Annotated in this window: 16 protein-coding genes and 1 pseudogene; 8 read left to right on the top strand and 9 right to left on the bottom strand. The window is 66.6% G+C overall.

Annotated elements, in window-relative coordinates:
- Nucleotides 1-33 precede the first annotated feature (33 nt).
- Both AB4Z37_RS16615 and AB4Z37_RS16610 read right to left on the bottom strand, forming a co-directional pair.
- On the bottom strand, nucleotides 34-1,209 hold the full coding sequence (locus AB4Z37_RS16615; protein ID WP_441517848.1) for an isovaleryl-CoA dehydrogenase: 1,176 nt from the start codon (nucleotides 1,207-1,209) through the stop codon (nucleotides 34-36).
- 38 nt (nucleotides 1,210-1,247) lie between these two features.
- Nucleotides 1,248-2,888 (bottom strand): AMP-binding protein, encoded by a 1,641-nt coding sequence (locus AB4Z37_RS16610; protein ID WP_441517847.1) that lies wholly within the window; start codon nucleotides 2,886-2,888, stop codon nucleotides 1,248-1,250.
- A 111-nt stretch (nucleotides 2,889-2,999) separates the two neighbouring features.
- On the opposite strand from AB4Z37_RS16610, the gene AB4Z37_RS16605 reads away from it, so the two are divergent.
- Both AB4Z37_RS16605 and AB4Z37_RS16600 read left to right on the top strand, forming a co-directional pair.
- Nucleotides 3,000-4,007, top strand: coding sequence for an AraC family transcriptional regulator (locus AB4Z37_RS16605; RefSeq protein ID WP_441517846.1), 1,008 nt, complete (start codon nucleotides 3,000-3,002; stop codon nucleotides 4,005-4,007).
- A gap of 50 nt (nucleotides 4,008-4,057) precedes the next feature.
- The gene (locus AB4Z37_RS16600; protein ID WP_441517845.1) at nucleotides 4,058-4,219 is read left to right on the top strand and encodes a hypothetical protein; all 162 of its coding nucleotides are present in this window, start codon (nucleotides 4,058-4,060) and stop codon (nucleotides 4,217-4,219) included.
- 169 nt (nucleotides 4,220-4,388) lie between these two features.
- Here the strand turns inward: AB4Z37_RS16600 and AB4Z37_RS16595 are convergent, their stop codons facing one another.
- Complete coding sequence (locus AB4Z37_RS16595; protein ID WP_441517844.1) at nucleotides 4,389-7,259, bottom strand: caspase family protein; 2,871 nt, start codon at nucleotides 7,257-7,259, stop codon at nucleotides 4,389-4,391.
- A 671-nt stretch (nucleotides 7,260-7,930) separates the two neighbouring features.
- On the opposite strand from AB4Z37_RS16595, the gene AB4Z37_RS16590 reads away from it, so the two are divergent.
- On the top strand, nucleotides 7,931-8,662 hold the full coding sequence (locus tag AB4Z37_RS16590; RefSeq protein WP_441517843.1) for a haloacid dehalogenase type II: 732 nt from the start codon (nucleotides 7,931-7,933) through the stop codon (nucleotides 8,660-8,662).
- 26 nt (nucleotides 8,663-8,688) lie between these two features.
- Here the strand turns inward: AB4Z37_RS16590 and AB4Z37_RS16585 are convergent, their stop codons facing one another.
- Both AB4Z37_RS16585 and AB4Z37_RS16580 read right to left on the bottom strand, forming a co-directional pair.
- Nucleotides 8,689-8,985: a zinc ribbon domain-containing protein YjdM gene (locus AB4Z37_RS16585; RefSeq protein WP_441517842.1), complete on the bottom strand. Its 297-nt coding sequence runs from the start codon at nucleotides 8,983-8,985 to the stop codon at nucleotides 8,689-8,691.
- 222 nt (nucleotides 8,986-9,207) lie between these two features.
- On the bottom strand, nucleotides 9,208-10,179 hold the full coding sequence (locus AB4Z37_RS16580) for an aliphatic sulfonate ABC transporter substrate-binding protein (protein WP_441517841.1): 972 nt from the start codon (nucleotides 10,177-10,179) through the stop codon (nucleotides 9,208-9,210).
- Between the two features lie 319 nt (nucleotides 10,180-10,498).
- Between AB4Z37_RS16580 and AB4Z37_RS16575 the strand changes: the two are divergent.
- A pseudogene (locus AB4Z37_RS16575) lies at nucleotides 10,499-10,660 on the top strand (DUF302 domain-containing protein); the annotation flags it as partial.
- A 121-nt stretch (nucleotides 10,661-10,781) separates the two neighbouring features.
- Here the strand turns inward: AB4Z37_RS16575 and AB4Z37_RS16570 are convergent.
- Nucleotides 10,782-12,494, bottom strand: coding sequence for a SulP family inorganic anion transporter (locus AB4Z37_RS16570; RefSeq protein WP_441517840.1), 1,713 nt, complete (start codon nucleotides 12,492-12,494; stop codon nucleotides 10,782-10,784).
- A gap of 57 nt (nucleotides 12,495-12,551) precedes the next feature.
- Entirely contained in the window at nucleotides 12,552-13,706 is a 1,155-nt protein-coding gene (locus AB4Z37_RS16565; protein WP_441517839.1) for an OpgC domain-containing protein, read from the bottom strand.
- A gap of 500 nt (nucleotides 13,707-14,206) precedes the next feature.
- Here AB4Z37_RS16565 and aspT (AB4Z37_RS16560) point away from each other — a divergent pair, with 500 nt between their 5' ends.
- The 4 genes from aspT (AB4Z37_RS16560) to AB4Z37_RS16545 all read left to right on the top strand — a co-directional run bounded on the left by aspT (AB4Z37_RS16560) (nucleotide 14,207) and on the right by AB4Z37_RS16545 (nucleotide 20,458).
- The gene (gene aspT, locus AB4Z37_RS16560) at nucleotides 14,207-15,889 is read left to right on the top strand and encodes an aspartate-alanine antiporter (protein WP_441517838.1); all 1,683 of its coding nucleotides are present in this window, start codon (nucleotides 14,207-14,209) and stop codon (nucleotides 15,887-15,889) included.
- A 46-nt stretch (nucleotides 15,890-15,935) separates the two neighbouring features.
- A complete protein-coding gene (gene aspT, locus AB4Z37_RS16555; protein WP_441517837.1) occupies nucleotides 15,936-17,624 on the top strand; it encodes an aspartate-alanine antiporter in 1,689 nt (562 codons plus the stop codon).
- Between the two features lie 38 nt (nucleotides 17,625-17,662).
- The gene (locus AB4Z37_RS16550; protein WP_441517836.1) at nucleotides 17,663-19,255 is read left to right on the top strand and encodes a bifunctional aspartate transaminase/aspartate 4-decarboxylase; all 1,593 of its coding nucleotides are present in this window, start codon (nucleotides 17,663-17,665) and stop codon (nucleotides 19,253-19,255) included.
- A gap of 93 nt (nucleotides 19,256-19,348) precedes the next feature.
- The gene (locus tag AB4Z37_RS16545; protein WP_441517835.1) at nucleotides 19,349-20,458 is read left to right on the top strand and encodes an asparaginase; all 1,110 of its coding nucleotides are present in this window, start codon (nucleotides 19,349-19,351) and stop codon (nucleotides 20,456-20,458) included.
- A gap of 59 nt (nucleotides 20,459-20,517) precedes the next feature.
- Here the strand turns inward: AB4Z37_RS16545 and AB4Z37_RS16540 are convergent, their stop codons facing one another.
- Together AB4Z37_RS16540 and AB4Z37_RS16535 are read right to left on the bottom strand one after the other, a co-directional pair.
- Complete coding sequence (locus AB4Z37_RS16540) at nucleotides 20,518-21,924, bottom strand: MATE family efflux transporter (RefSeq protein WP_441517834.1); 1,407 nt, start codon at nucleotides 21,922-21,924, stop codon at nucleotides 20,518-20,520.
- On the bottom strand, nucleotides 21,921-22,421 hold the full coding sequence (locus AB4Z37_RS16535) for a winged helix-turn-helix transcriptional regulator (RefSeq protein ID WP_441518025.1): 501 nt from the start codon (nucleotides 22,419-22,421) through the stop codon (nucleotides 21,921-21,923). The genes AB4Z37_RS16540 and AB4Z37_RS16535 overlap by 4 nt, the downstream gene beginning before the upstream one ends.
- Nucleotides 22,422-22,510 lie beyond the last annotated feature (89 nt).

The following is a 22,510-nucleotide window of genomic DNA, read 5'->3' as shown; positions in this document are numbered from 1 at the left end:
GGATTGGCTCCGCTTGACGACCGAGGTCGCCCGTCACATCGTCTCGGCGTACAGCTCCCGTCCGATCAGCATGCGGCGGATCTCGCTGGTGCCGGCGCCGATCTCGTACAGCTTGGCGTCGCGCCACAGCCGGCCAGTCGGATACTCGTTGATGTAGCCGTTGCCGCCCAGCACCTGGATCGCCTCGCCGGCCATCCAGGTCGCACGCTCGGCGGCGTAGAGGATGGCGCCGGCGGCGTCCTTACGCAGCGAGCGCGCATGGTCCGCGCTGTCGCAGGCCTGGCCCACCGCATAGACATAGGCCCGGCAGGCCTGCCAGGTGGTGTACATGTCGGCGAGCTTGCCCTGCATCAGCTGGAATTCGCCGATGCTGCGACCGAACTGCTTGCGATCGTGGACGTAAGGCAGCACCACGTCCATGCAGGCCGCCATGATGCCGAGCGGACCACCGGACAACACTGCCCGCTCGTAGTCGAGCCCGCTCATGAGGACCTGGACGCCGCCGCCTTCCGCGCCGAGCACGTTCTCGGCGGGCACCTCGCAGTTCTCGAAGAAGATCGGATAGGTGTTGGAACCGCGCATGCCGAGCTTGTCGAGCTTGGTGCCGAAACTCAGCCCCTTGAAGCCCTTCTCGATGATGAAGGCGGTCATGCCCTTCGTGCCGGCGTCCGGCTCGGTCTTGGCGTAGACCACCAGGGTGTCGGCATCACCGCCATTGGTGATCCACATCTTGGAGCCGTTGAGAACATAGCGGTCGCCGCGGCGGTCGGCGCGCAGCTTCATGCTGACGACGTCGGAGCCGGCATTGGGCTCGCTCATCGCGAGGGCGCCGATATGGTCGCCGGACACCAGCTTGGGCAGGTATTTTGCCTTCTGCGCCGCATTGCCGTTGCGGTTGAGCTGGTTGACGCAGAGGTTCGAATGCGCGCCGTAGGACAGCCCGACGGCGGCCGAGGCGCGGGAGATTTCCTCCATCGCCACGATATGGGCGAGATAGCCGAGCCCGCTGCCGCCGAATTCCTCGCCCACGGTCAGGCCATGCAGGCCGAGATCGCCGAGCTTCTTCCACAGGTCACGGGGAAACTGGTTCTCCGCATCGATCGCGGCCGCGCGCGGCGCAATCTCGTCCGCGGCAAATCTGGCGACGGTATCGCGCAGCATCTCGATGGTCTCACCGAGCGGAAAGCTCAGGGCAGCAGATTGGGTCATTTGAAAATCCTCCAGCGATGTTGGCGCGGCAAGACCCGTCAGGCGGTCTTGCTCACTCCGAGATTGAGTTCGTCGACCATGCGGTCGCGCATCACGAATTTCTGGAACTTGCCGGTCACCGTCATCGGCATCTCGTCGACGAAGCGGATATAACGCGGAATCTTGTAGTGGGCGATCTGGTCGCGACAGAACTCGCGCACCTCTTCGGCCGTGCAGGTGTGGCCGGGCTTGAGCACGATCCAGGCGCAGATCTCCTCGCCATACTTAGCGTCGGGCACGCCGAACACCTGCACCGACTGCACCTTCGGGAATCTGAACAGAAATTCCTCGATCTCGCGGGGATAGACGTTCTCGCCGCCGCGGATCAGCATGTCCTTGGCGCGGCCGACAATGTTGCAGTAGCCGTCGTCGTCGATGATCGCGAGATCGCCGGTGTGCATCCAGCCGTCATGGACGACTTCGGCGGTGCGTGCCGGATCCTCCCAGTAGCCCTGCATCACCGAATAGCCACGCACGCACAGCTCCCCGGTGGTGCCGCGCGGCACGATCTGGCCTTCGGCGTCGACGACCTTGGCCTCCAGCCGTGGCAGAATGCGGCCGACCGTGGTGACGCGGCGCTCCAGCGGGTCGGTGGTGGCGCTCTGGAACGAGACCGGTGATGTCTCGGTCATGCCGTAGGCGATGGTCACCTCGGTCATGTGCATCTGTGCCACCACCTGCTTCATGGTCTCGATCGGACACGGCGAGCCGGCCATGATACCGGTGCGCAACGACGACAGGTCGAAGGTCCTGAAATCGGGATGGGCGAGCTCGGCGATGAACATGGTGGGCACGCCGTGCAGGGCGGTGCAACGCTCCTCCGCCACCGCCGCCAGCGCCGCGCGGGGATCGAACGCCTCGCCGGGGAAGACCATCGTCGCACCGGTGCTGACGCAGGCGAGCACCGACAGCACCATGCCGAAGCAATGGTAGAGCGGCACCGGAATGCACAGCCGGTCCGCTTCGGTGAAGTTCATCGCCTTGGCGATGAAGCGGGCGTTGTTGACGACGTTGTGGTGGGTCAGCGTCGCGCCCTTGGGGTTGCCGGTGGTGCCGCTGGTGAACTGGATGTTGATCGGATCGTGGCAGTCGAGCTGCGGCTCCGCGATCGCGGCCTCCCGGCCGCGCGCCATCACGTCGGCGTAGCGCAGCATGCCGGGCGTCGCCCCTTCGCCCAGCCGGATGATCCACCGCAGCGCCGGCAGCTGCGACCGTACCGCATCGAGCATCTCGAGGTATTTCGAGCTCTTCAGCTGTTCGGCCGACACCACGGCGCGGCATCCGGACACGCGCAGCGCATATTCCAGCTCGGACAGCCGATAGGCAGGGTTGATGTTGACCAGGATCAGGCCGAGACGGGCCGTGGCAAACTGTGTCACCAGCCATTCGGACCGGTTCGGCGACCAGATTCCGACCCGGTCGCCACGCTGCAGCCCGAGCGTCTGCAGTCCGGCCGCGAAATGCGCGACCTCGGTCTCGAATGCGCGCCAGGTCCAGCGCAGGTTCTGCTCCCGAAACACGACGGCCAGCCGATCAGGAAACCGCGCGGCGGTGTCCGCCAGCAGAGCGGGAATGGTCTGGTCGCTGAGCACCGCGTCGGCGGCGCCCTGCACATGGGACAATGCTGTGGTGATGGCCATGTCGCGTCTCCCTCCGGTGACGGCTCTGCGGCCGCTTGATGGCCTTCAGCCTAGGCCTGTCGACGGCGCTTTTGCTGCCAATTGGGTTGCAAATCATGCCATAGTAGGGACATGAGCCAGGTTGCCGCCACCCCCATCGCCTTTGTCCATGCTATGGTTCTGGCCTATGAAAAGTACGGTCGCGACCCTCGCCCGGCCCTGCGGCGAGCACAAATCACGCCAGCCCTTTTGCGCCGGCCGGATGGCCGGATCACCGCCGCCCAGATGGAGACCATCTCCGGGATCGCGATGCAGGAGCTGGACGACGAGGCGCTCGGATGGTTCAGCCGGCGGCTGCCCTGGGGCAGCTATGGCATGCTGTGCCGCGCCTCGTTGAGCTCGCCCACGCTCGGCGTCGCCCTCAAGCGCTGGTGCCGCCACCACCGCCTGCTGACCGACGACATCACCCACACGCTGACGGTGCGGGACGAGGTCGCCGAACTCGCCCTGGTTGAGGCGCGCGACCTCGGGTCGATGCGGGAGTTCTGCCTCGTCACCAGCCTGCGCTTCGTGCTGGGCTACGCCTGCTGGGCAATCGACTCACGCATTCCACTGCTCGAAACCGCATTTGCGTTCACGCCGCCGCCGCATGCCGACGTCTATCCCCTGCTGTTCGCGCCCGGGCCGGTCCACTTCGACGCCGGCTGGACCGGTTATCGCTTCGATGCCCGCTATCTGACCCTGCCGATGCGGCGCGACGAACGGGCCCTGCGCACCATGCTGCAGCGCGCCCTGCCCCTGACCGTTCTGAAGTACCGCCGCGACCGCCTGCTGACCCAACGCGTCCGCGAGCACCTGCGACGCGGTGCATTGTCCGCCACGTCGCTCGCCGACGCGCTGCACCTCTCGGTACGGACGGTTCACCGCGTCCTGCGTGATGAGGGAACGTCGCTGCAAATCCTCAAGGACGAGGTGCGCCGCGAGCGCGCCATCGAACTGCTCAGCCGCACCGAAAAGCCGGTCAAGCAGGTCGCGCAAGCCGTCGGCTTCCGCAGCGAGAAAAGTTTTACCCGCGCGTTCCGCGGCTGGACCGGGCAGTCGCCGAGCGAATACCGCACGGCGCCTCGCATCACGACCTGACATTCCCAAACGCCTCACGGCCCGGTGTTCGCTATGTCGAAACGGACACCGTGTGGTTTCGCATTCGCGAGGCCGGCCGGGGCGACCGGACGATCGTGCTGTTCGCCGACGGGCCGAACGGGCTCGAACACCATGATCCGATCTTCGAGCGTCTAATCGAGGATCCGGCCTGGTTCGAGGGGATCGTCAGGGACCTGCTGACAGCGAGCTGACGGGGCACTTCTCGCAGAGCAGCCACACGACAGTGAGGCGGTGACGATATCGCCGCCGTCGAACTCACGCACGACCGGCACCAGAACGGCGACACGGAGCGCGTATATTGGTGCGCGCCTCCGGGCGACAGGAGGTCTCTCCTGTTCGCCCGGAAATCGCAAGCCCAGCCTACTTAGGCGGACAGGGCTGACCGTTCGGCAGCACGCATCCATGTGGCGCTGGCTTTGCGGCCGCAGGCGGCGGCGGCGGAGCCGGCTTGGGAGCCGGCGGCGGCGGTGGCGGCGGCGCATGCACCACGGGTGGCGGTGGCGGCGGAGCCGGCCTCGGCGGCGGCGGGGGTGGCGGCGGAGCATGCACCACGGGTGGTGGCGGCGGCGGCGCGCGCACCACCGGCGGCGGAGGCGGCGGAGCCGGCTTCGGCGGCGGCGGTGGCGGTGCATGCACTGCAGGCGGCGGCGCATGCGCCGCTGGCGGCGGAGGCGGTGGAGCCGGCTTCGGCGCCGGCGGCGGTGGCGGCGTGTGCACCACAGGCGGCGGCGCGGACGGCGCAGCCTTCGGTGCTGACGGTGGCGGTGGCGGTGGCGGTGGCGGAGGCGGTGCCGATGGCTTGGCCGCCGATGGCGGCGGCACCTGCGGAGCCGGCAGCGTGGACGGCTGCGACGGCGCCGGCTTGGCTGCGGGCGGCGGTGCCGACGGAACGGGCGGAGCACCGGTCTTGGTGCCGGGCAACGGCGCAGTCGATGGAGCCGGCGGCGTTGCGGCAGCCGGCGGCGTTCCCGCCGATGGCTGCTTGGGTGGCAGCGGCTGTCCACCGGCCGCGCCCGGCAAGGCCTGCCCGGCCGGAGCTGCCGGCGCACCCGTCTTTGTGCCTGCCGGCGGAGGCGTGCCGGGCGTCGCGGCCGATCCGGCCGGCGGCGTCCCTCCGGCAGGCGGCGCTCCGGTCGATGGCTGCTTCGGCGGCAGCGGTTGGCCACCGGCCGCGCCCGGCAAGGCCTGCCCGGCCGGAGCTGCCGGCGCACCCGTCTTTGTGCCTGCCGGCGGAGGCGTGCCGGGCGTCGCGGCCGATCCGGCCGGCGGCGGGCCACCGACTGGAGGCGTTCCAGTTGCAGGCTGCTTCGGCGGCAGCTGTTGCCCTCCCGCTGTGCCTGGCAAAGGCTGCCCCGCCGGGCTCGCCGGAGCGCCGGTCTTGGTACCCGTCGGCGAGGTTGACGTGCCGGGCGTCGCAGGCGTTGCGGCCTGACCTGGCGTTGCACTGCCGGGCTGGGCTCCGGTGGCCGGTCCACCGGCCGCCGGCGCCGTGCCGGGAGTTGCCGGCTGCGCAGAAGGCGCCGTCAGCTGCGTGCGCAACACTTTGCCGGGCGCCAGCGGTGGCGCCGGTGGAGCCGCCTGCGGCAGCGGTGTCGTTGCGGCTTTCGCAGCGACCGACGACGGCAGCGACGGCGCAAGCACGACAGCAGCAGCAGCGGCTGCGCCGACCCCGGCCGCGACGAGGCCGGCCTTCGCGGCTGGCGACGGCGCAACGCTCGGAGGCGGCATCCCGGGACCCGCAGGAGCCGTCGGCGGCGCGGCAGCCACGGCCGGCGTCACCGTCTGCGCCTGGCCCTGCGGATTGGTGATGGTCACCATGTTGGTGGTGTTGTTGATCACCACCGTGTTGTGGATGTTGTTGTAGATGATGTTGCTCGGCGGCGGTGCGATCTGTGGCGGCGGCGCAACCCAGACCGGCATCGGCCGGTATTCCGGCATCGGCAGCACGAAGGCCAACACCGGCGGCGGCGGCGGCGGCAGGTCGGCGAAATAGACCGGCGGCGGCGGCAGGAAAATCGGCGGCGGCGGTGGCGGCGGCGCAAAGCCGAAATCCGGATCGTCGAACACCAGCACCGGACGCTCGACGTACACGATCTCCTCCGGCGGCGGAGGCGGCACTTCGTAGCTGATCTCGGCGAACCGCGGCGGCGGCTCGAAGGCTGCGGACAGGTAGGCCAGACGCCGGCGCGCGTCATAGGAGTGGGCGCCGCGCGGATAGCGCCTCAGGTACGACCAGTAGGCCGGCGGCGTGTCGACATTGCGTGTCTCCCGCCAGACGATGGCTTCCCGACGGGCTGCAATAATGGCGCGCACCCGCGCGGCCATCGGGTCGCGCGGATAAACCGCTAGAAAGTCCTGGTAGCCATCAAGGGTGTCGCGGTCGAGCGCGGCGAGATAAGCCTCGCGCGCATCGAAATCACGGATCGGCCGCCGGCGAATCACAGCGGTCTGGTCCGCCGTCACCTGCGGGGGCGGCGCGTCCGGCGCGCGCTCGAACAGGTACAGCGGCGCCGCCAGCTTGGAGACGTGCCAGGGCACCTGGGCGCCATTGGTGAGCTGGTTGACGCGCAGGCGCACCCGCACGAACGCATCGTCGAGCGAGACCCCGCCTTCGCGCGTGATCTCGGCCAGGGCCTGGGCATAGGCCGAATACGGACCGGCCTCATCCGGGGCGATCGTGCCCGGAGCAGCATTGAAGGCGATCAGGACGCCCGGATCGGGATCGACCAGGGCAAGGCCGCCCGTCAACGGATTGCCGGTCTTGGCGAACGGATTGGCGCGGGCGAGATCGAGCACGACCACGCTGGATTTCAAACGAAGCGCGGTCAGCGGCCTGAGATAGTCGGACAGCCGAAGCGCCTCGGCCGAGACGCTGGCATCGCTGGAGATGCGGGCATCGATCGGCACGAAGTAATTCTCACCCTCCAGCTGCACGCCGTAGCCGGACAGATAGACATAAGCGACGGTGTCAGGACCGGACGACGACGCCTTGTCGAGAAAATCCCGGAACGTCCGGCGCAGCGATTCCTGGTCGAGGTCACGCGCGCCGGTCACGTCGAAGCCGGCCGCCTGCAAGGTCTGCGCGACGAGACCGGCGTCGTTCGCCGGGGTCGGCAGCGAGCCGGTCTGGTAATTGGCATTGCCAACGACAAGAGCGATACGGCGCTCCGCCGCTTCCGCATTGACCACCAGCGCAACAAGCGCCACGGCAACCCAAAAGAGCTTTTTCATCAGAAAGACGTCCTCCCCCTTCGCGACACGCCAGCAGGCGCCCGTGACGCTGAATGGAAGCTGAATGATTCCAGCCGAATCATGCACGCCCCGATCACAACGAAAAGACTTGCTTCACAAGCCCCCCTGTTGCTTCTGCAGCCCCTGCAGGCCGCTCAACCGTGAGTCGCACATGGTCCATCGCGTTCTATCATGCCGGCGCGCCCATCGCGACGGCCCCGGCCACGATCGCAAGAGCCCGCAATCCGATCCGGAACAGGCCGCGCGGACGCGCCCTGGAATCACTCCCGACACCAACATTGCTGCACCATCCGCCGCATCTCGCCCGACGGTCGACAACAATATGGTCGGAAGGATGACCGCAAGGTCGCGCCGGCCGCGCTTTCCGCCTGCCCCGCGGCCAGCCCGCCTCGGTATTATTTCAAAAATTTATATAATCGCCACGCCCTTGCATCCGTCGCACCGGCGCCGTCTCCTGCCCGACAACAGCGGACCGATAACCCGCCGCCGAGGAAACACCGTGCGCACATCCCATCTGTCATCCGCGAAAAGCGGGTGGATGACGACCTCTCGCCGATGTAGGACGTGCCGCGGTGCTTGATCTGACGCGACGAGGCGTCATCGGCGCAGGCGGGCTGGCGATCTTGGCGGCAATGGCGGGGACCCGATCGATGAATGCGGCAACGTGGCTGAACGACATCCGGGCGATCGCGTTCGACGTCCAGGGCACCTGCGTCGACTTCTACCAGCCGATCCTGCGCACGGGCGAAGCGATCAACAGGGCCAAGGGCCTCGCTCTCGACTGGGCGGCGCTGTCGGGCGCATGGCGCGATCTCTATCGCACTGCGCTCGACGACGTCATCGCCGGCAAGCGTCCCTGGATCCGGGTCGACCACATCTATCGCGAGGCGCTGGACGTCCTGCTCGAGCGCCGCGGCCTGTCGCAGGTCTTCAACACGAACGAACGCGACGAGCTGAACACCGTCTGGAGCAGACTGGACGCGTGGCCTGACAGCGTCGAGGGCCTGTCCCGCCTGCGCGGCCGCTTCGTGACATCAACGCTTTCGAATGCCGGCATGGCCGCGGTCGTCTCGGTGGTGAAGCATGCCCGACTTCCGTTCGATGCGATCCTGACCGCGGAGCTCGCACACAGCTACAAGCCGTCCCCCGCCGTCTATCAGCTCGCCGTCGACTATCTCGGCTTTCCCGCCCATCAGATCCTGATGGTCGCCTGCCACAAATACGATCTGAAGGCCGCGCGGAGCTTCGGCATGCGCACGGCGTTTGTCGCCCGCCCGCTCGAATTCGGCCCCGCCGCCAAGCCCGACGTCGCACCTGAGCCCTGGTTCGATCTGCACACCGACAGCTTCACCGGCCTTGCCGACGTGCTGCTGCAGGGCTGACACCGGCGGCAGCCCGCCCGTCCCGTTCAGCGCTTGCGGACGAACTCGGTGCGCAGCACGAGTCCCTTGATGCCGTCAAAGCGGCAATCGATCTCCTCGACATTGTCGGTCAGACGGATCGACTTGATGACGGTGCCCTGTTTCAGGGTCTGGTTGGCCCCTTTGACCTTGAGATCCTTGATCAGGGTGACCGAGTCGCCGTCGGCGAGGGCATTTCCCGATGCGTCGCGAACCACCAGAGCGGCGGCGGACGCGGCCGCCATTTCCGACGCCGGGCGCCATTCGCCGGTCACCTCGTCATAGACATAGTCGTCGTCAGCCATCAGGGACCTCTTCAGAACCGCCAAGAGGTCTGCCGCCCTGGGACTTCAATATGGGAACCAGATCGACAACGACAGACCAACCAGGCCGTCGCTATATGAGGTTGTCGCAGCAGGCGCAATGCCGCTGCCCGGCCCTGCCCGCGGTCCGTGTTCCCCGTGATTGAACGCCATCCTGGTCCCGGACCGGGCGACCGCTCGTCGATCGCCCGGTCCGATCGGATGTCAGGAATTGGGCGTCCACAGCCACACGATGTCCTTGACCGTGATTGCCTTCGGAATCAGGCCGAGCTTGAAGAAGCGGTCGGCGGTCGCCTGCTGGCTGGCGACGATGGCATCCGTCACCGGCGTCACCTGGAAGATCGAGCGGTTGACCGCACGCGCCAGCGCCTCCTGGTCGACGCCGGTCGCCTCGTGCAGGCTCCGGATGATCTCCGCCTTGTGCGCCTCGGCCCAGCTGGATTCGTTCGCAAACGTCTGGTTCAGCAGCGTGACAAGATCCGGATGTGCGGCCGTGAAGGCGCGATTGGCCAGGAAGAAGGCGTTCGTCTCGTGGGAATCGCGGGCGAAGGAAATCACCCTGACTTTGCCCTTTTCAGCCAGCGCGAGATAGGGATCCCAGATCGTCCAGGCGTCGATGCTGCCGCCGGCGAACGCCGCGGTGGCATCGGCCGGCGCCAGATACACCGGCGTGATATCCTGATAGGACAGCCCTGCCTTCTCCAGGGCCGCGACCGTGGTGTTGTGGGCACTCGATCCCTTGGCGAAACCGACGCGCTTGCCCTTGAGATCGGCCACCGTCCGGATCGACGAACTGTCCGGCACGATGATCGCCTCGTTGGTGCCGGTCGACGACAGCGCGGCGACATACAGCAGATTGGCGGTTGCAGCCTGGGCGAAGATCGGCGGCGCATCGCCGGTAAAGCCGAAATCGATATTTGCGGTGTTGAGCGCCTCGAGCAGCGGCGGCCCGAACGCGAACTCCACCCACTTGACCTCGATACCGCGCGGCTTGAGCGCGTCCTCGAGCGTACGGCGCTGCTTGACCGCCGGAAAGATGCCGGCCTTCTGGAAGCCGATGCGCACTTCCTTCAGCGGTTGCTGCGCTTGCGCCGGGACCGGCGCTCCCATGGTCATCACGGCCAGCGCGGCGGCGACGCTCCCGGCCAGGCTCAATAAACGGCGGCGTGTCGACATGACCTGAACTCCGAGGTTGCGGATCGAAAGGTATGAACGACGTTATGCGATGACATCGAGATTGTTGTTTTATAGTTCGGGCGTCCGCACCTGCTTTGTTGCAAGGCGCGCGCATGACACGAAAGGCTTCATCTGCCAACCGTGTGCGAGCTCGTCAGCCTCATCGGACGTCCCGCCACGGCCGCCGCCGGGTTTGTCGCCACATCGAATTTCGGAGACCATGACGCTTCGGAGACCATGACGCTTCGAAGACAACGACGCGGCCCGCACCACCACGCGGAAGCGCCGAAAAAGGCAGGCGCGAGATGTCGACCACGCCGCCGGCGCCGACGGGGTCGGCATGGCCCTGCGCCCGACCGACCTGCTGATCTTTGGCCAGGCCAGGGGTGGAACCCCGCTGATGCAGCAGGGGCAAACCATCGGCATCGACCTGCCGCTCAAGGCGCTGGCATGGCAGGACGAGGTGGGCAACACCCACCTCTCCTACAACGATGCGGCCTGGCTGGTGGACCGCCATGGCGGAAACGCACAAGCCAGGGCGGCGGCAGCCCCGCTCGCCGCCGCGCTTGCGGCGATCGCCGCGACCGTCACATCGCCCTGGATCAACTCCGCCTGCCGGTCGCGCTGTCCACCATGTCGGGCCCGCTCGGTTCGGTCGCGGCCTCCATGCCGATCGAAGCCAGCGCTTCGTGCAGCGTTGCAAAAATACGCGCCTCGCCGAGCACGTCGGCCACGTGATGCCGCTCCATGTCGGCCCGCAGATAGGGACTGACCCGGGCAAAAATGATCTCGACACCATTCTCGATCAGGCCGCGACAAAGATCGCCGATCGAGCGGGCGGCCGAATAGTCGACGGCGGCAATCGCACCGGCATCGATCACGAACTGCCGCACCGGATGCGGCGCGTTGCGGATGAGCTTGCGCACCTGCCTGACAAAAAGGTGGTCATTGGCATAGAACAGATCGGCACCGAACCGGTAGACAATCACCCCCGGCGCCGTCTCGGCGCCGAACGCCACCGGCGCGGGACGCCATCGCCCGTCCGGGCCGGGCATCAGCATCATGGTGTGCGGCCGGTAGCTGTGCCGGACGTGGCGCAGCAGCGACAGCGCGACCGCGAGCAGAATCCCCTGCTCGACCCCGATCATCACCACCGCTGCAGCAGTGACGAAGGCGAGCCCGAACTCTCCGGGGCTCTCGCGCAAAATAGCGTGCAGGGACCTGACGTCGATCAGCCCGACCGCGATGGTGAAGACCACCGCCGCGAGCACGCAGTGCGGAAGATATTCGAACCATCCGCTCAGAAACATCAGCACCGCCACGACGATCGCGGCGAACACCAGCTGGGCGAACTGGCTGCGTGCGCCCGCCAGCACCGCCGTCGCGGTCTGCGTCGGGCTGCCATTGACCACGAAAGCGCCGGTCACGGCGGCGGCGGCGTTCGCGGCCGCCAGCCCCAGAATATCGGCATCGTTGTCGACACGCTCGCGGAAGTGCTCCGCGAAGGCGCGGCTCGCGGCTGCGCTCTGCGCCACGATCATCGCAAAGCAGGCCGCCGCCACCGGCAGCAGATCCAGCGTGGTCTGCCAACCGACCTGTGGCCACCGCGGCACCGGCATTCCACCTGCCACAGGTCCAATGACCGCAATGCCGCGACTGGCGAAACCGAGATGGTAGCTGGCCACGATCCCCGTCAGCACGATGACAAACGGCACCGGCCACCGCGGCCGGTAAAACCGAAACCCGAGAATCGTGATCACGACCGCTGCCGAGATCAGCAGCGTCTGAATGTGGACGCGAGGCAGTTCCTGCACCAGCATCGCCAACTGCACGATCGTGCGCGGCGAATGCACCGCGATGCCCAGCATGTCGCCGAGCATGGCGACGCCGACCTGTACACCGACACCGGCGAGAAAGCCGACCAGAACGGTACGGGAGAGGAAATCGGCGAGGAAGCCGAGCCTGAATATCCGCGCCAGAAGCAACAGGCCGGCGGTGAGCAGCGCCACCATGCAGGCGAGCGTGACATATTCGGCGCTCCCCGGCGCCGCCAGGGCCGGCAGCTTGCTGGACAGGATCGTGGCGGTCGCCGAATCGGCGGCGACGACCAGATGGCGCGATGCCCCGAACAGCGCGAACGCCACGGTCGGCCACAGCACGGTGTAGAGGCCCGTCACCGTCGGCATGCCGGCGATACGGGCATAGCCCAGCACCTGCGGAATGTTCATCGCGGCCAGCGTGGCGCCGGCGAGCGCATCGCGCAGCGCGCCTGCGCGGTCGAGTGGCAGCACGCCCGCCAACAGCTTGAAACGCATCGCTCCTTCCCTGCTCCGACTCAGCCATGCCCCCATGGCCGGGAGCATGGCCTACGCCTACGGCAGCGGCGCGGCGCCCGCAACCGGCTTCGGCGGGCGCTTGTCCACACGCTTGGACCAGGAGCGGTAGTAGGCCAGCAGGGTCAGCAGCGCGATCCCGACGACACTCACCAGGATCTGCATCCACAGGCTGTTCGAGACCTCGACCAGGACGATGTGAGCCACCACCGCCAGGAAGACGCCACAGCAAAACACCTCGAGGGATTGCTGGCCGCATTTGATCATCGGCGCGAAGATCGGCGACTGCAGGCCGGCCCAGTCGCGCGGCAGAAAACGCGTGATCAGGAAGGCGAGAATGATGAAGTGTACGACGCGGTAAGGCGCAAGGTTAGTCTTGTCGTTGGGATTGAACGCCTCGACGAGCCATGCCGGCATCATCTGGCCGAGTTCCGGGAAACGCCCGGCCATCGTCATCACCAGCGCGAACAGGAGATAGGCGCCGCCAAGCACCAGCAGCGCACGGGACTGGATCAGGGCTTTGGACTGGACGGCGCCGCCGAGCGCGAACCAGCCGCCGAACACGAACAGGAACTGCCAGCAGAACGGATTGAAGTACCAGGATCCGACGGGATACGCGGCCAGATTCCAGTTGAAATGGCGCGCGGCGAGGTAGAGCAGAAACGAGGCGGCGAGAGTCAGGTTCGGCCGCCGCAGCATCACCCACAACACCGCAGGATAGCACAGCATCAGGAGGATATAGAGCGGCAGCACATCCATGTTGACCGGCTTGAAGGCCAGGATGAGACCTTGATAGAGCGTTTCGGCCGGATCACGCATGAAGCCGGCGACATTGAACTCGTTTTCCAGATTGGGATCGTGATAGCGCGCGGCGAGATAGCCGATCTCGGCGATGTAGATCACGAACAACACGATGTGCGCGACATAGATCTGCCAGGCGCGCTTGACGAGGCGCGTGCCCCCGATCACGAAGCCGCGCTCGATCATGATCCGCGCATAGACGAACGACGCGGTGTAACCCGAGATGAAGACGAACAAGTCCGCCGCGTCACTGAAGCCGAAATTGCGCTGGGTGATCCAGTTCACCGCATTGTTGGGGATGTGATCGAGATAGATCGCCCAGTTGGCGAAACCGCGCAGCAGGTCGAGCCGGTAGTCGCGCTCCTTCGGCGGCAGGACAGCCCGGATGGCCATGACGTTCGCTCCCCCCATTGCCATGCCCGCGAATTGGTCTCCCGGGCCCCCTGATCGTTCGCCTGCCAAGGCTACCTGTCTACCGCGGCAGGTTTCAATAGCCCGCGACCGGCTTCACCCACGCGAGCGGCGGCGATTGCATATGCACCCCTCACGCCATTGCGAAAACGTATCGGCTCACTGTCACGCGGCGGTGTCACTGGACATGCGCTCCGGCGCCGTGCAGGATCGGCCATAACGCACGAGCCAACCGGTACAGTTTGAATTGCTTTCAAGGCAAAGCTCCGGGGAGTAATTAGATGCCGCTGCGTCTATCTGACTGCGCAGGCTCGCGCTTCATGCGCCCGCCAATCGCTCCATTTCGTCTGGTCCCACGCATTGCCCGCGCATCTGTGCGGATCCGTGTGTTCCGTCCGTAGTCTTTCAGGCCGGGAAGCGTCCTGGTCTGTCAATCTACGACGTCCGATCGTGTCGATGACGTGCAAAGGACTGATGGTGTGGTGGCGAGCAGCGTCGTTTCGTTTCTGACTCAGCCGGTCGTGGCGCTGTTCGTTTCCGTCTCTCTCGGTCATGGCCTCGGCCTGCTGCGCGCCGGCCCGATCCAGCTCGGTGGCGTCTGCGGCACGCTGTTCGTGGCGCTCGCGCTGGGACAGCTCGGCGTCACCATCGCAAACGATCTCAAGGACACTGCCTTCGCGCTGTTCATCTTCGCGCTCGGCTTCACCGCCGGACCGCAGTTCTTCGCCAACATCCGCTCCGGCTGGCGCTACGGCATCTTCTCGGTGATCGAGGTTGCCACCGTGCTGCTGCTGCTGGCGGCGGCTGTCGTCGTGCTGCGCTTCGACCCGGGCACGACCGCCGGCCTGTTCGCCGGCTCGGCGACGGAATCCGCCGTGCTCGGCACCGCCGCCGAGGCCCTGTCGCGACTGGCGCTGCCGCCCCACGAGATCGTGCGGATGCAGGCCAACCTCGCCACGTCCTATGGCGTGACCTACCTGTTCGGCCTGGTCGGTATCGTCGTGTTCACCACCCAGATCGCTCCGCTGCTCCTCGGCATCGACCTCAAGGCCGCGGCGCACAAACTCGCCCATGAACTGGGCGCCGACGACAACGACGATTACGAGCCGGGGTTGCCGAACATCGTCGGCCGCGCCTTCCGCGCCGGTCCCGTCGCCGGAACCACGGTGGGTGACTTCGAACGCAGCCGGCACAACGCGGTCACCATCGAGCGCATCAAGCGCGGCAAGGACATCCTGGACACCACCGTCGGCATGATGATCGCGCCGGACGATATCCTGTTCCTGATCGGCCGGCGCAACAGCATGATCGCAGTGCAGGACAGGCTGGGCGATGAAGTCCCGGTCCCGGCCGGCACCAATGTGCCGATCACGTCACGCGATATCGTGCTCGTCCGCAGGGATGTCTTCGGATTGAGCATCCGTGAATTGCACAGGGCCGCCGGCATCGAGCGTAACCGCGGCGTATTCATCTCGGCGATCCGGCGGCTCGACCGTTCCGTTCCGGTGCTGCCGGGCACCCGGCTGGAACAAGGCGACATCCTGACGCTCTACGGCACCGAGGCCGCGATCGAACGGGCGATCAAGGAGCTCGGCCACCCGTTGCCACCCACTGACAAGACCGATTTCATTTTCCTCGGAGCCGGAATCGTCGTCGGCATTTTCCTGGGCGGATTGAGCCTCAAGGTCGGCGCCCTCGACCTCACTCTGGGCACGGGTGGTGGCGCGCTGATCGCGGGGCTGGCGTTCGGCTGGCTGCATATGCATGCACCGCGTCATGGCGCCCTGCCGACAGCCGCCGCCGAGTTCCTGAAGGACTTCGGCCTCGCCACCTTCATCGCCGCCGTCGGGCTTTCGGCCGGGCCGGACGCCATCACGCTCATCGCGCAATACGGCATCGTCCTGCCGATCCTCGGCTTGCTCGTCTCCGTGATCCCCGCGGCAGTCTCGCTGCTGGTCGGCGCCCGGCTGCTCAGGATCGAGGCTCCGATCCTGCTGGGCGCGATCGCCGGCCAGCACTGCAGCACGCCAACCATCACCGCACTCGTTTCACAATCCGAGAGCACCATGCCGGTGGTCGGCTACACCGTCACCTATGCGATCTCCAATGTGCTCCTCCCGCTGATGGGCCCCGTCGTGGTGGGGCTCGCGGCATCGCTGCTCTGAGGTGCGTTGACGCTCAACCCTGCCCCTGTTTCGAGAGGAGTTGCCGATGGAATGGATCCAGCAGACCCTGAAGCATTCGCCCGAAATTATGCTGTTCCTGTCGCTGGCGATCGGCTTCTGGATCGGGCGCATTCATTACGGCAAATTCCAGCTCGGCGGCGTCGCCGGCTCGCTGCTCGCGGCAGTCGTGCTCAGCCTGGTCGGCGTCTCCGTCGACAACGGCGTGAAATCGCTGCTGTTCGCGCTGTTCATCTACGCCGTCGGCTTCGAAAGCGGCCCGCAATTCTTCAAATCGCTCGGCCCGCAGTCGCTGCGTGAGATCCTGCTGGCTGTCTTCACTGCAGTCGCGGGCCTCGTCACCGTCATCGTCATGGCCAAGATTTTCGCGCTCGACAAGGGCATGGCCGCGGGCCTTGCCGCCGGGGGCATGACCCAGTCGGCCATCATCGGCACCGCCGGCGACGCCCTCTCCCGCCTCGGCCTGCCGGCTGCCGAGGTGCAGACGCTGCAGGCCAATGTCGCGATCGGCTACGCGGTGTCCTACATCTTCGGATCGCTCGGCGCGATCATCATCTGCGTCAACGTGCTGCCACGGCTGATGGGCCGCGACATTCGCGACGATGCCATCAAGGCGGAAGCTGAACGACTGAAGGGGGCGCTGGTGTTCGCGCCCGGCCAGGAGCCGGCCATCCCGGAAATCGTCGGCCGGCTCTATCAAATCAGTGCCGGCGCCGGCAAGACCGTCGCCGCGGTCGAGCAGGCGGCAGGCGCCTCGACCATCACCGTCGAACGCATCAAGCGCAACGGCCAGCTGATCGCCATCGGCCCCGACGTCTCGCTGCGCGCGGGCGACATCGTCCTCGTGGTCGGTCGCCGGTCGGGCGTCGTCACCATGGCCGACGGCCTCGGCGCGGAGCTGCAGAGCGAACCCGGCATGGACGTGATCATGGAGACGCAGGACGTGGTCCTGCGCAACCCGGCCTATGCCGGCAAATCGCTGGGCGAGATCAAGCGTTCGACGTCACCGACGCTGCGCCACGGCGTCTACATCCTGGGCATCACCCGCGCCGACGAGCCGGTGGTGCCGAGCGACGATGCCGTCGTCAAGACCGGCGACGTCATCACCGTCTACGGCACTGAACAGGACATCAAGCGCGTCGTAGCGGAAGCCGGTGCGCCGCTGTCCGCCGACATCAAGACCGACTTCGTGTTCCATGGCGCCGGCCTGGTCGTCGGCCTGCTCATCGGCCTGATCGTCATCCGCGCCGGTACGATCCCGCTGACACTCGGAGCCGGAGGCGGCGCGCTGCTGTCGGGCCTGCTGTTCGGCTGGCTGCGCAGCCGGCATCAGACCATGGGCAACCTGCCGAGCCAGGCGTCCCAGTTGCTCAAGGACCTCGGCCTCGCCGGCTTCGTCGCCGCGGTCGGCCTGCAGTCCGGCTCACAAGCCTTCCACACCATCGCCAGCAGCGGCCTGACGCTGTTCATGATCGGCGTGGTGGTGACGCTGGTGCCGCTGCTGCTGGCCATGCTGTTCGGCCGCTATGTGCTGCGCTACGACAACGCCGCCATTTTCGCCGGCGCCCTCGCGGGCTCGCGCAGCGCCAATCCGGCGTTCGGCGGCGTGCTCGACAAGGCCGGCAATTCGATCCCGACCGTTCCGTTCGCGATCACCTACGCGCTCGCCAACGTCTTCCTGACCTTGCTCGGCCCATTGATTGTGGCCTTCGCCTGATCCGACGGCCCGCGACAGTATCGAAGAGGAGACCTCAGATGGCCAAGACGGACTATTCGAAATACTCCAAGCTGAGCCCGTTCGAGCTCAAGGACAACCTGATTCAGCTGGCGTCGAGCCATAGCGACCGGCTGATGCTCAATGCCGGCCGCGGCAACCCCAACTTCCTCGCGACCATTCCGCGACGCGCGTTTTTCCAGCTCGGCCTGTTTGCCGTCGCCGAGGCGGAACTGTCGTTTTCGTACATGTCGGAGGGCGTCGGCGGCCTCGCGCGCGGCGAGGGCCTCGCCGCCCGGTTCGATGCCTTCGTCGCCGGCAACCGTGACAAGCCCGGCGTGGTGTTTCTCGGCAAGGCGCTGTCCTATGTCCGCGACCAGCTCGGCCTCAACGCGGACGAATTCCTGCTGGAGATGGTCGCCGGCATTCTCGGGGCCAACTATCCGGAACCGGACCGCATGCTCCGCGTCAGCGAGCGGATCGTGCGCGAGTACATCGTTCGCGAAATGGGCGCGCACGGCGCGTTGTCCGACGACGTCGACCTGTTCGCTGTCGAGGGCGGCACCGCGGCAATGGCCTACATCTTCAACTCGATGCGCGAGAACAAGCTGATCGCCCCCGGTGACAAGATCGCCATCGGCGCGCCGGTATTCACGCCCTACCTCGAAATCCCCGAGCTCAACGACTACCAGCTCAAGGAAGTGCTGATCCAGGCTGATCCGAAAGCCGCCTGGCAATATCCGGCCTCCGAGATCAAGAAGCTCGAAGACCCGGCGGTCAAGGCTTTCTTCCTGGTCAACCCGAGCAATCCGCCTTCGGTCAAGATCGACGAGGCCGGCCTCGCCGCGATCGCCGAGGTGGTCAGGAAACGGCCCGACCTGATCATCCTCACCGACGACGTCTACGGCACCTTCGCCGACGACTTCCAGTCACTGTTCGCGATCTGTCCGCAGAACACGATCCTGGTCTACTCGTTCTCAAAATACTTCGGCGCCACCGGCTGGCGGCTCGGCGTCATCGCGATGGCGCGCGACAACGTCATCGACAAGACCATCGCCGATCTGCCGGAGGCGGCGAAGAAGGAGCTCGACGCACGCTATGCGTCACTGACCACCGAGCCGCGCAAGGTCAAGTTCATCGATCGCCTGGTCGCCGACAGCCGCGCCGTCGCCCTCAACCATACCGCAGGCCTGTCGACACCGCAGCAGGTGCAGATGGTGCTGTTCTCGCTGTTCAACCTGATGGATGCGCCACAAGCCTACAAGCAGGCTGTCAAAGCCCTGATCCGCCGCCGGGACGCGACACTCTATGGCAAGCTCGGCCTGCCGCTGCGGAGCGACGACAACAGCGTCGACTACTATACCCTGGTCAGCCTCGAGGACGTCTCCCGCAAGCTGTACGGCGACGCTTTCGCGGAATGGGTGCTGAAGACACAAAATCCGACCGACATCCTGTTCCGCATCGCCGACGAGACCGGGGTGGTGCTGCTGCCCGGCAGCGGCTTCGGTGTCCAGCATCCCTCCGGCCGGGCGTCGCTGGCCAATCTCAACGAATACCAGTACGCCGCGATCGGCACGGCGCTGCGCAAGCTCGCCGCCGAATATCATGCCGAGTACGAGAAGGCCAAGAAGTGATCGGCGATCCGGCGCGCTCCTCCCGGGAGCGCGCCGGGCGTCGCCTGACGCATCACATCCTCGATACGTTCCATCGTCGGTGAAGGATACGAGATGATGTTGCTCCCCCTTGCTCGGCTGTGCCGCGCAGCGCTCGGTACCATGGCCCCAACCGCCGTGCTGCTGGCGGGGTTATCGCTGCCGCCAGCCGCCGCGCAGACAGCAACGGATACGCCGCTGCCGCGCGTGCTGGTGCTCGGCACTGGCGGCACCATCGCCGGACAGGCCAGCGCACGCGCCGGCAACGCTTATGACTCCGGCAAGGTCAGCGCGGCCGATCTCATCGCTGCCGTCCCCGGCATGGACAAGCTCGCGCGGATTTCCGCCGAGCAGATTTCCGCGATCGGCTCCCAGGACATGAACGACAAGGTCTGGTTCGACCTTGCCGGCCGCATCAAGTCGGCCATCGAGACCAGGGAAGCCGACGGTATCGTCATCACCCACGGCACCGATACCATGGAGGAGACCGCCTTCTTCCTCCAGACGGTGCTCGATACCGACATTCCCGTCGTGCTGGTCGGCTCGATGCGTCCGTCGACCGCCATCGGGGCCGATGGCCCGGCCAATCTCTATGAGGCCGTGAGAGTCGCCGCGACGCCCGAGGCCCGCAGCCGCGGCGTCCTCGTGGTGCTCAATGACACCATCCACGGCGCGCGCTGGGCGCAGAAGACCAATACCACCAGTGTCGACACGTTCAGGTCACCGGATGCCGGCCCCGTCGGCTATGTCGACACCGGATCGGTGCGCTTTCTCCAGCCCGGCACGGCCGGCAGGGGATCCAGGCTGAAACTGCCGGCAGCGCCGCCGCTGCCGCGGGTCGACATCGTCTATTCCCATGCCAACATGGATGCCGCGCCCATCGAGGACGCCGTCAAGCGCGGCGCCAAGGGCATCGTGCTGGCGGGCGTCGGCGACGGCAACAGCTCGAAGGCAGCCATCGATGCGCTTGCTGCCGCGGCGAAGCAAGGCGTTGTGGTCGTGCGCTCGACCCGGGTCGGCTCGGGATTCGTCAACCGCAATGTCGAGGTCAACGACGACCAGCTCGGCCTCGTCGTCTCGCTCGACCTCAACCCGCAGAAAGCCCGCCTGCTGCTGCAGCTTCTGCTCGCCAACGGCATATCCGATCCGAAGGCCGTGCAGCAGGCGTTCGCCGGCACCTGGTAACGCTCGCCACCGGCGCCGAAGGGTCGTGGCCGGTCCGCCATCGAGAGGTCCGTGCCTCGTTACCGGAACCAGACGCCGGACCGGACCGCGAGCAGGATGGTCGTGCCATAGACCACCAACGCGACGGCGAGTGCGGCGAACACCGCCGAGATCGCGCCAAACCAGCGCAATGCCAGCCAGCCTCCCCCAAGAGCGATGGCAAGGCGCAGGAAGCCGCTGGCGAGTGGCCAGATCAGCTGGCCTGCGCCCTGGGATGCGAAATAGAGGGCGAGACCAAGCCCGAAGAAGCCATAGGTCGGCCCTACGATACGCAGATAGGCACTACCCGCCGCCAGCATCTCGGGATCGCTGCTGAACAGCAGCAGCCAGCGCTCGGGCCAGGTGGCCGCAGCGAGCCCGAGGGTTTCCGTGGCGATGAACGCAAGCGCACCGCCGGCAAGGGCGATCCGGAGCGCTCGCTCGCGCTGGCCGGCGCCGATGTTGGTGCCGACCACCGCGACCAGCGGCGCGCCAATGCCGAAGATCAGCGGCACCAAAAGATATTCCAGCCTCGCGCCGGTGCCGAAACCGGCAATGGCGCTGACGCCGGCGGCCGACGCCACCAGTGCGGTTGCGCCAGCAACTGTCAGATTGGTCTGAATCGAGGCGATTGCCGACACCGCGCCGACCCTCAGGATGCCTGTGAACAAAGCCGCACGCGGCCTCACCCAGACGAAGCGCGCCGCGTTGCGACCCGCGAGGATATGCCAGGCCATCGCGATCGTGCCGGCGGCATAGAACAGCACCATCGCGATGCCGCCCCCCGCGACACCGAGCGGCGGAATCGGGCCCGCGCCGAAGATCAGCAGCGGCGAAACCGGAATCAGAAACACGACACCGACGGATGTCACCAGCGCTGGAAATATCATGTTGCCGGTGCCGCGAATGACGCTGGCGAAGCCGTTCATCAGCCAGATAAAGACGCTGCCGGCGAACACCGTGTCGGAATAGATCAGTGCGGCTTCGAGTTCCCCGCCATCGCCGCCGAGCGCGCGGTAGATCGGCGCGCCGAACACCAGAAACACCAGCGAAAAGATCAGGCCGAGCGCGATGCTGATCAAGGCGGCATGCAGAACCAGAGCGTCGGCATCGGGCCGACGCCCGGCGCCGAGCGCGCGCGCCACCGCCGAGGAAATGCCGCCGCCCATGGCGCCGGCGGAGATCATGGTCATCAGCATCACGGTCGGAAACACCAGGGCCATGCCGGCAAGCGCATCGGTGCCGAGCTTGGCGACCCACCACGTCTCGATCAGACCGGTCGCGGCCTGCGCGACCATGATCAGCACATTCGGCCAGGCCATGCGCAGCAGCAACGGCACGACCGGCGCCTCGAGCAGTCGACGTGTCCGCGCATCGATGACGGGAGCCGGCGATGGCCGCACAGCCGCAGTAGTAATGTCGTCGGCCTCGGCCGCCAGATCGGTCATATTGCAGTTTCCTTGACAGCCCTCGGAGCATAGCGACGCCGGGTGCGTTCGCTCGCGGCCGGCCCGGGGGCCGAACGAAAGGCAGCATCGGTGATCGGCAGGCCGCTCTCGGCATCGATCACCACCGGGCGGGCCTCGCGGCCTGTACGGCTGTCGATGGTGATCACGCTTCTGCCCTCCGGTGCGAAATGGGTGTTGCCCCATGTCTGCAGCATCACCAGCACGGGGCGAAAGTCGCGCCCGCGTTCGGTCAGCGCATACTCGAACCGGGGCGGATGGATGCTGTAGCGGCGCTTCTCCAGCAGGCCGGCTGCGACCAGCGCCTTGAGGCGACGCGCCAGCATGTTGGGGGCGATGCCAAGGCTGTCCTCGAACTGATCGAACCGCGTCAACCCGTTGAAGGCATCGCGCAGGATCAGGATGCTCCACCATTCCCCGACGCGATCGAGCCCGCGGGCAATCGGACAGGTCATCGACCGGAAACTCGTTCGCCGCATGGACAGGTCCGATGGTGGAGAATGAATGATGGCGATCATGCTTTGGTAGCTATTATCATGCAAGTCACTTTTCGCATGGCTGCTCCACG

Source organism: Bradyrhizobium sp. 2TAF24 (assembly GCF_052115025.1).
Lineage (GTDB): Bacteria > Pseudomonadota > Alphaproteobacteria > Rhizobiales > Xanthobacteraceae > Bradyrhizobium_A.
The sequence above is the reverse complement of the archived record's forward strand: the minus strand, read 5'-3'. Positions and strand labels throughout refer to the sequence as shown.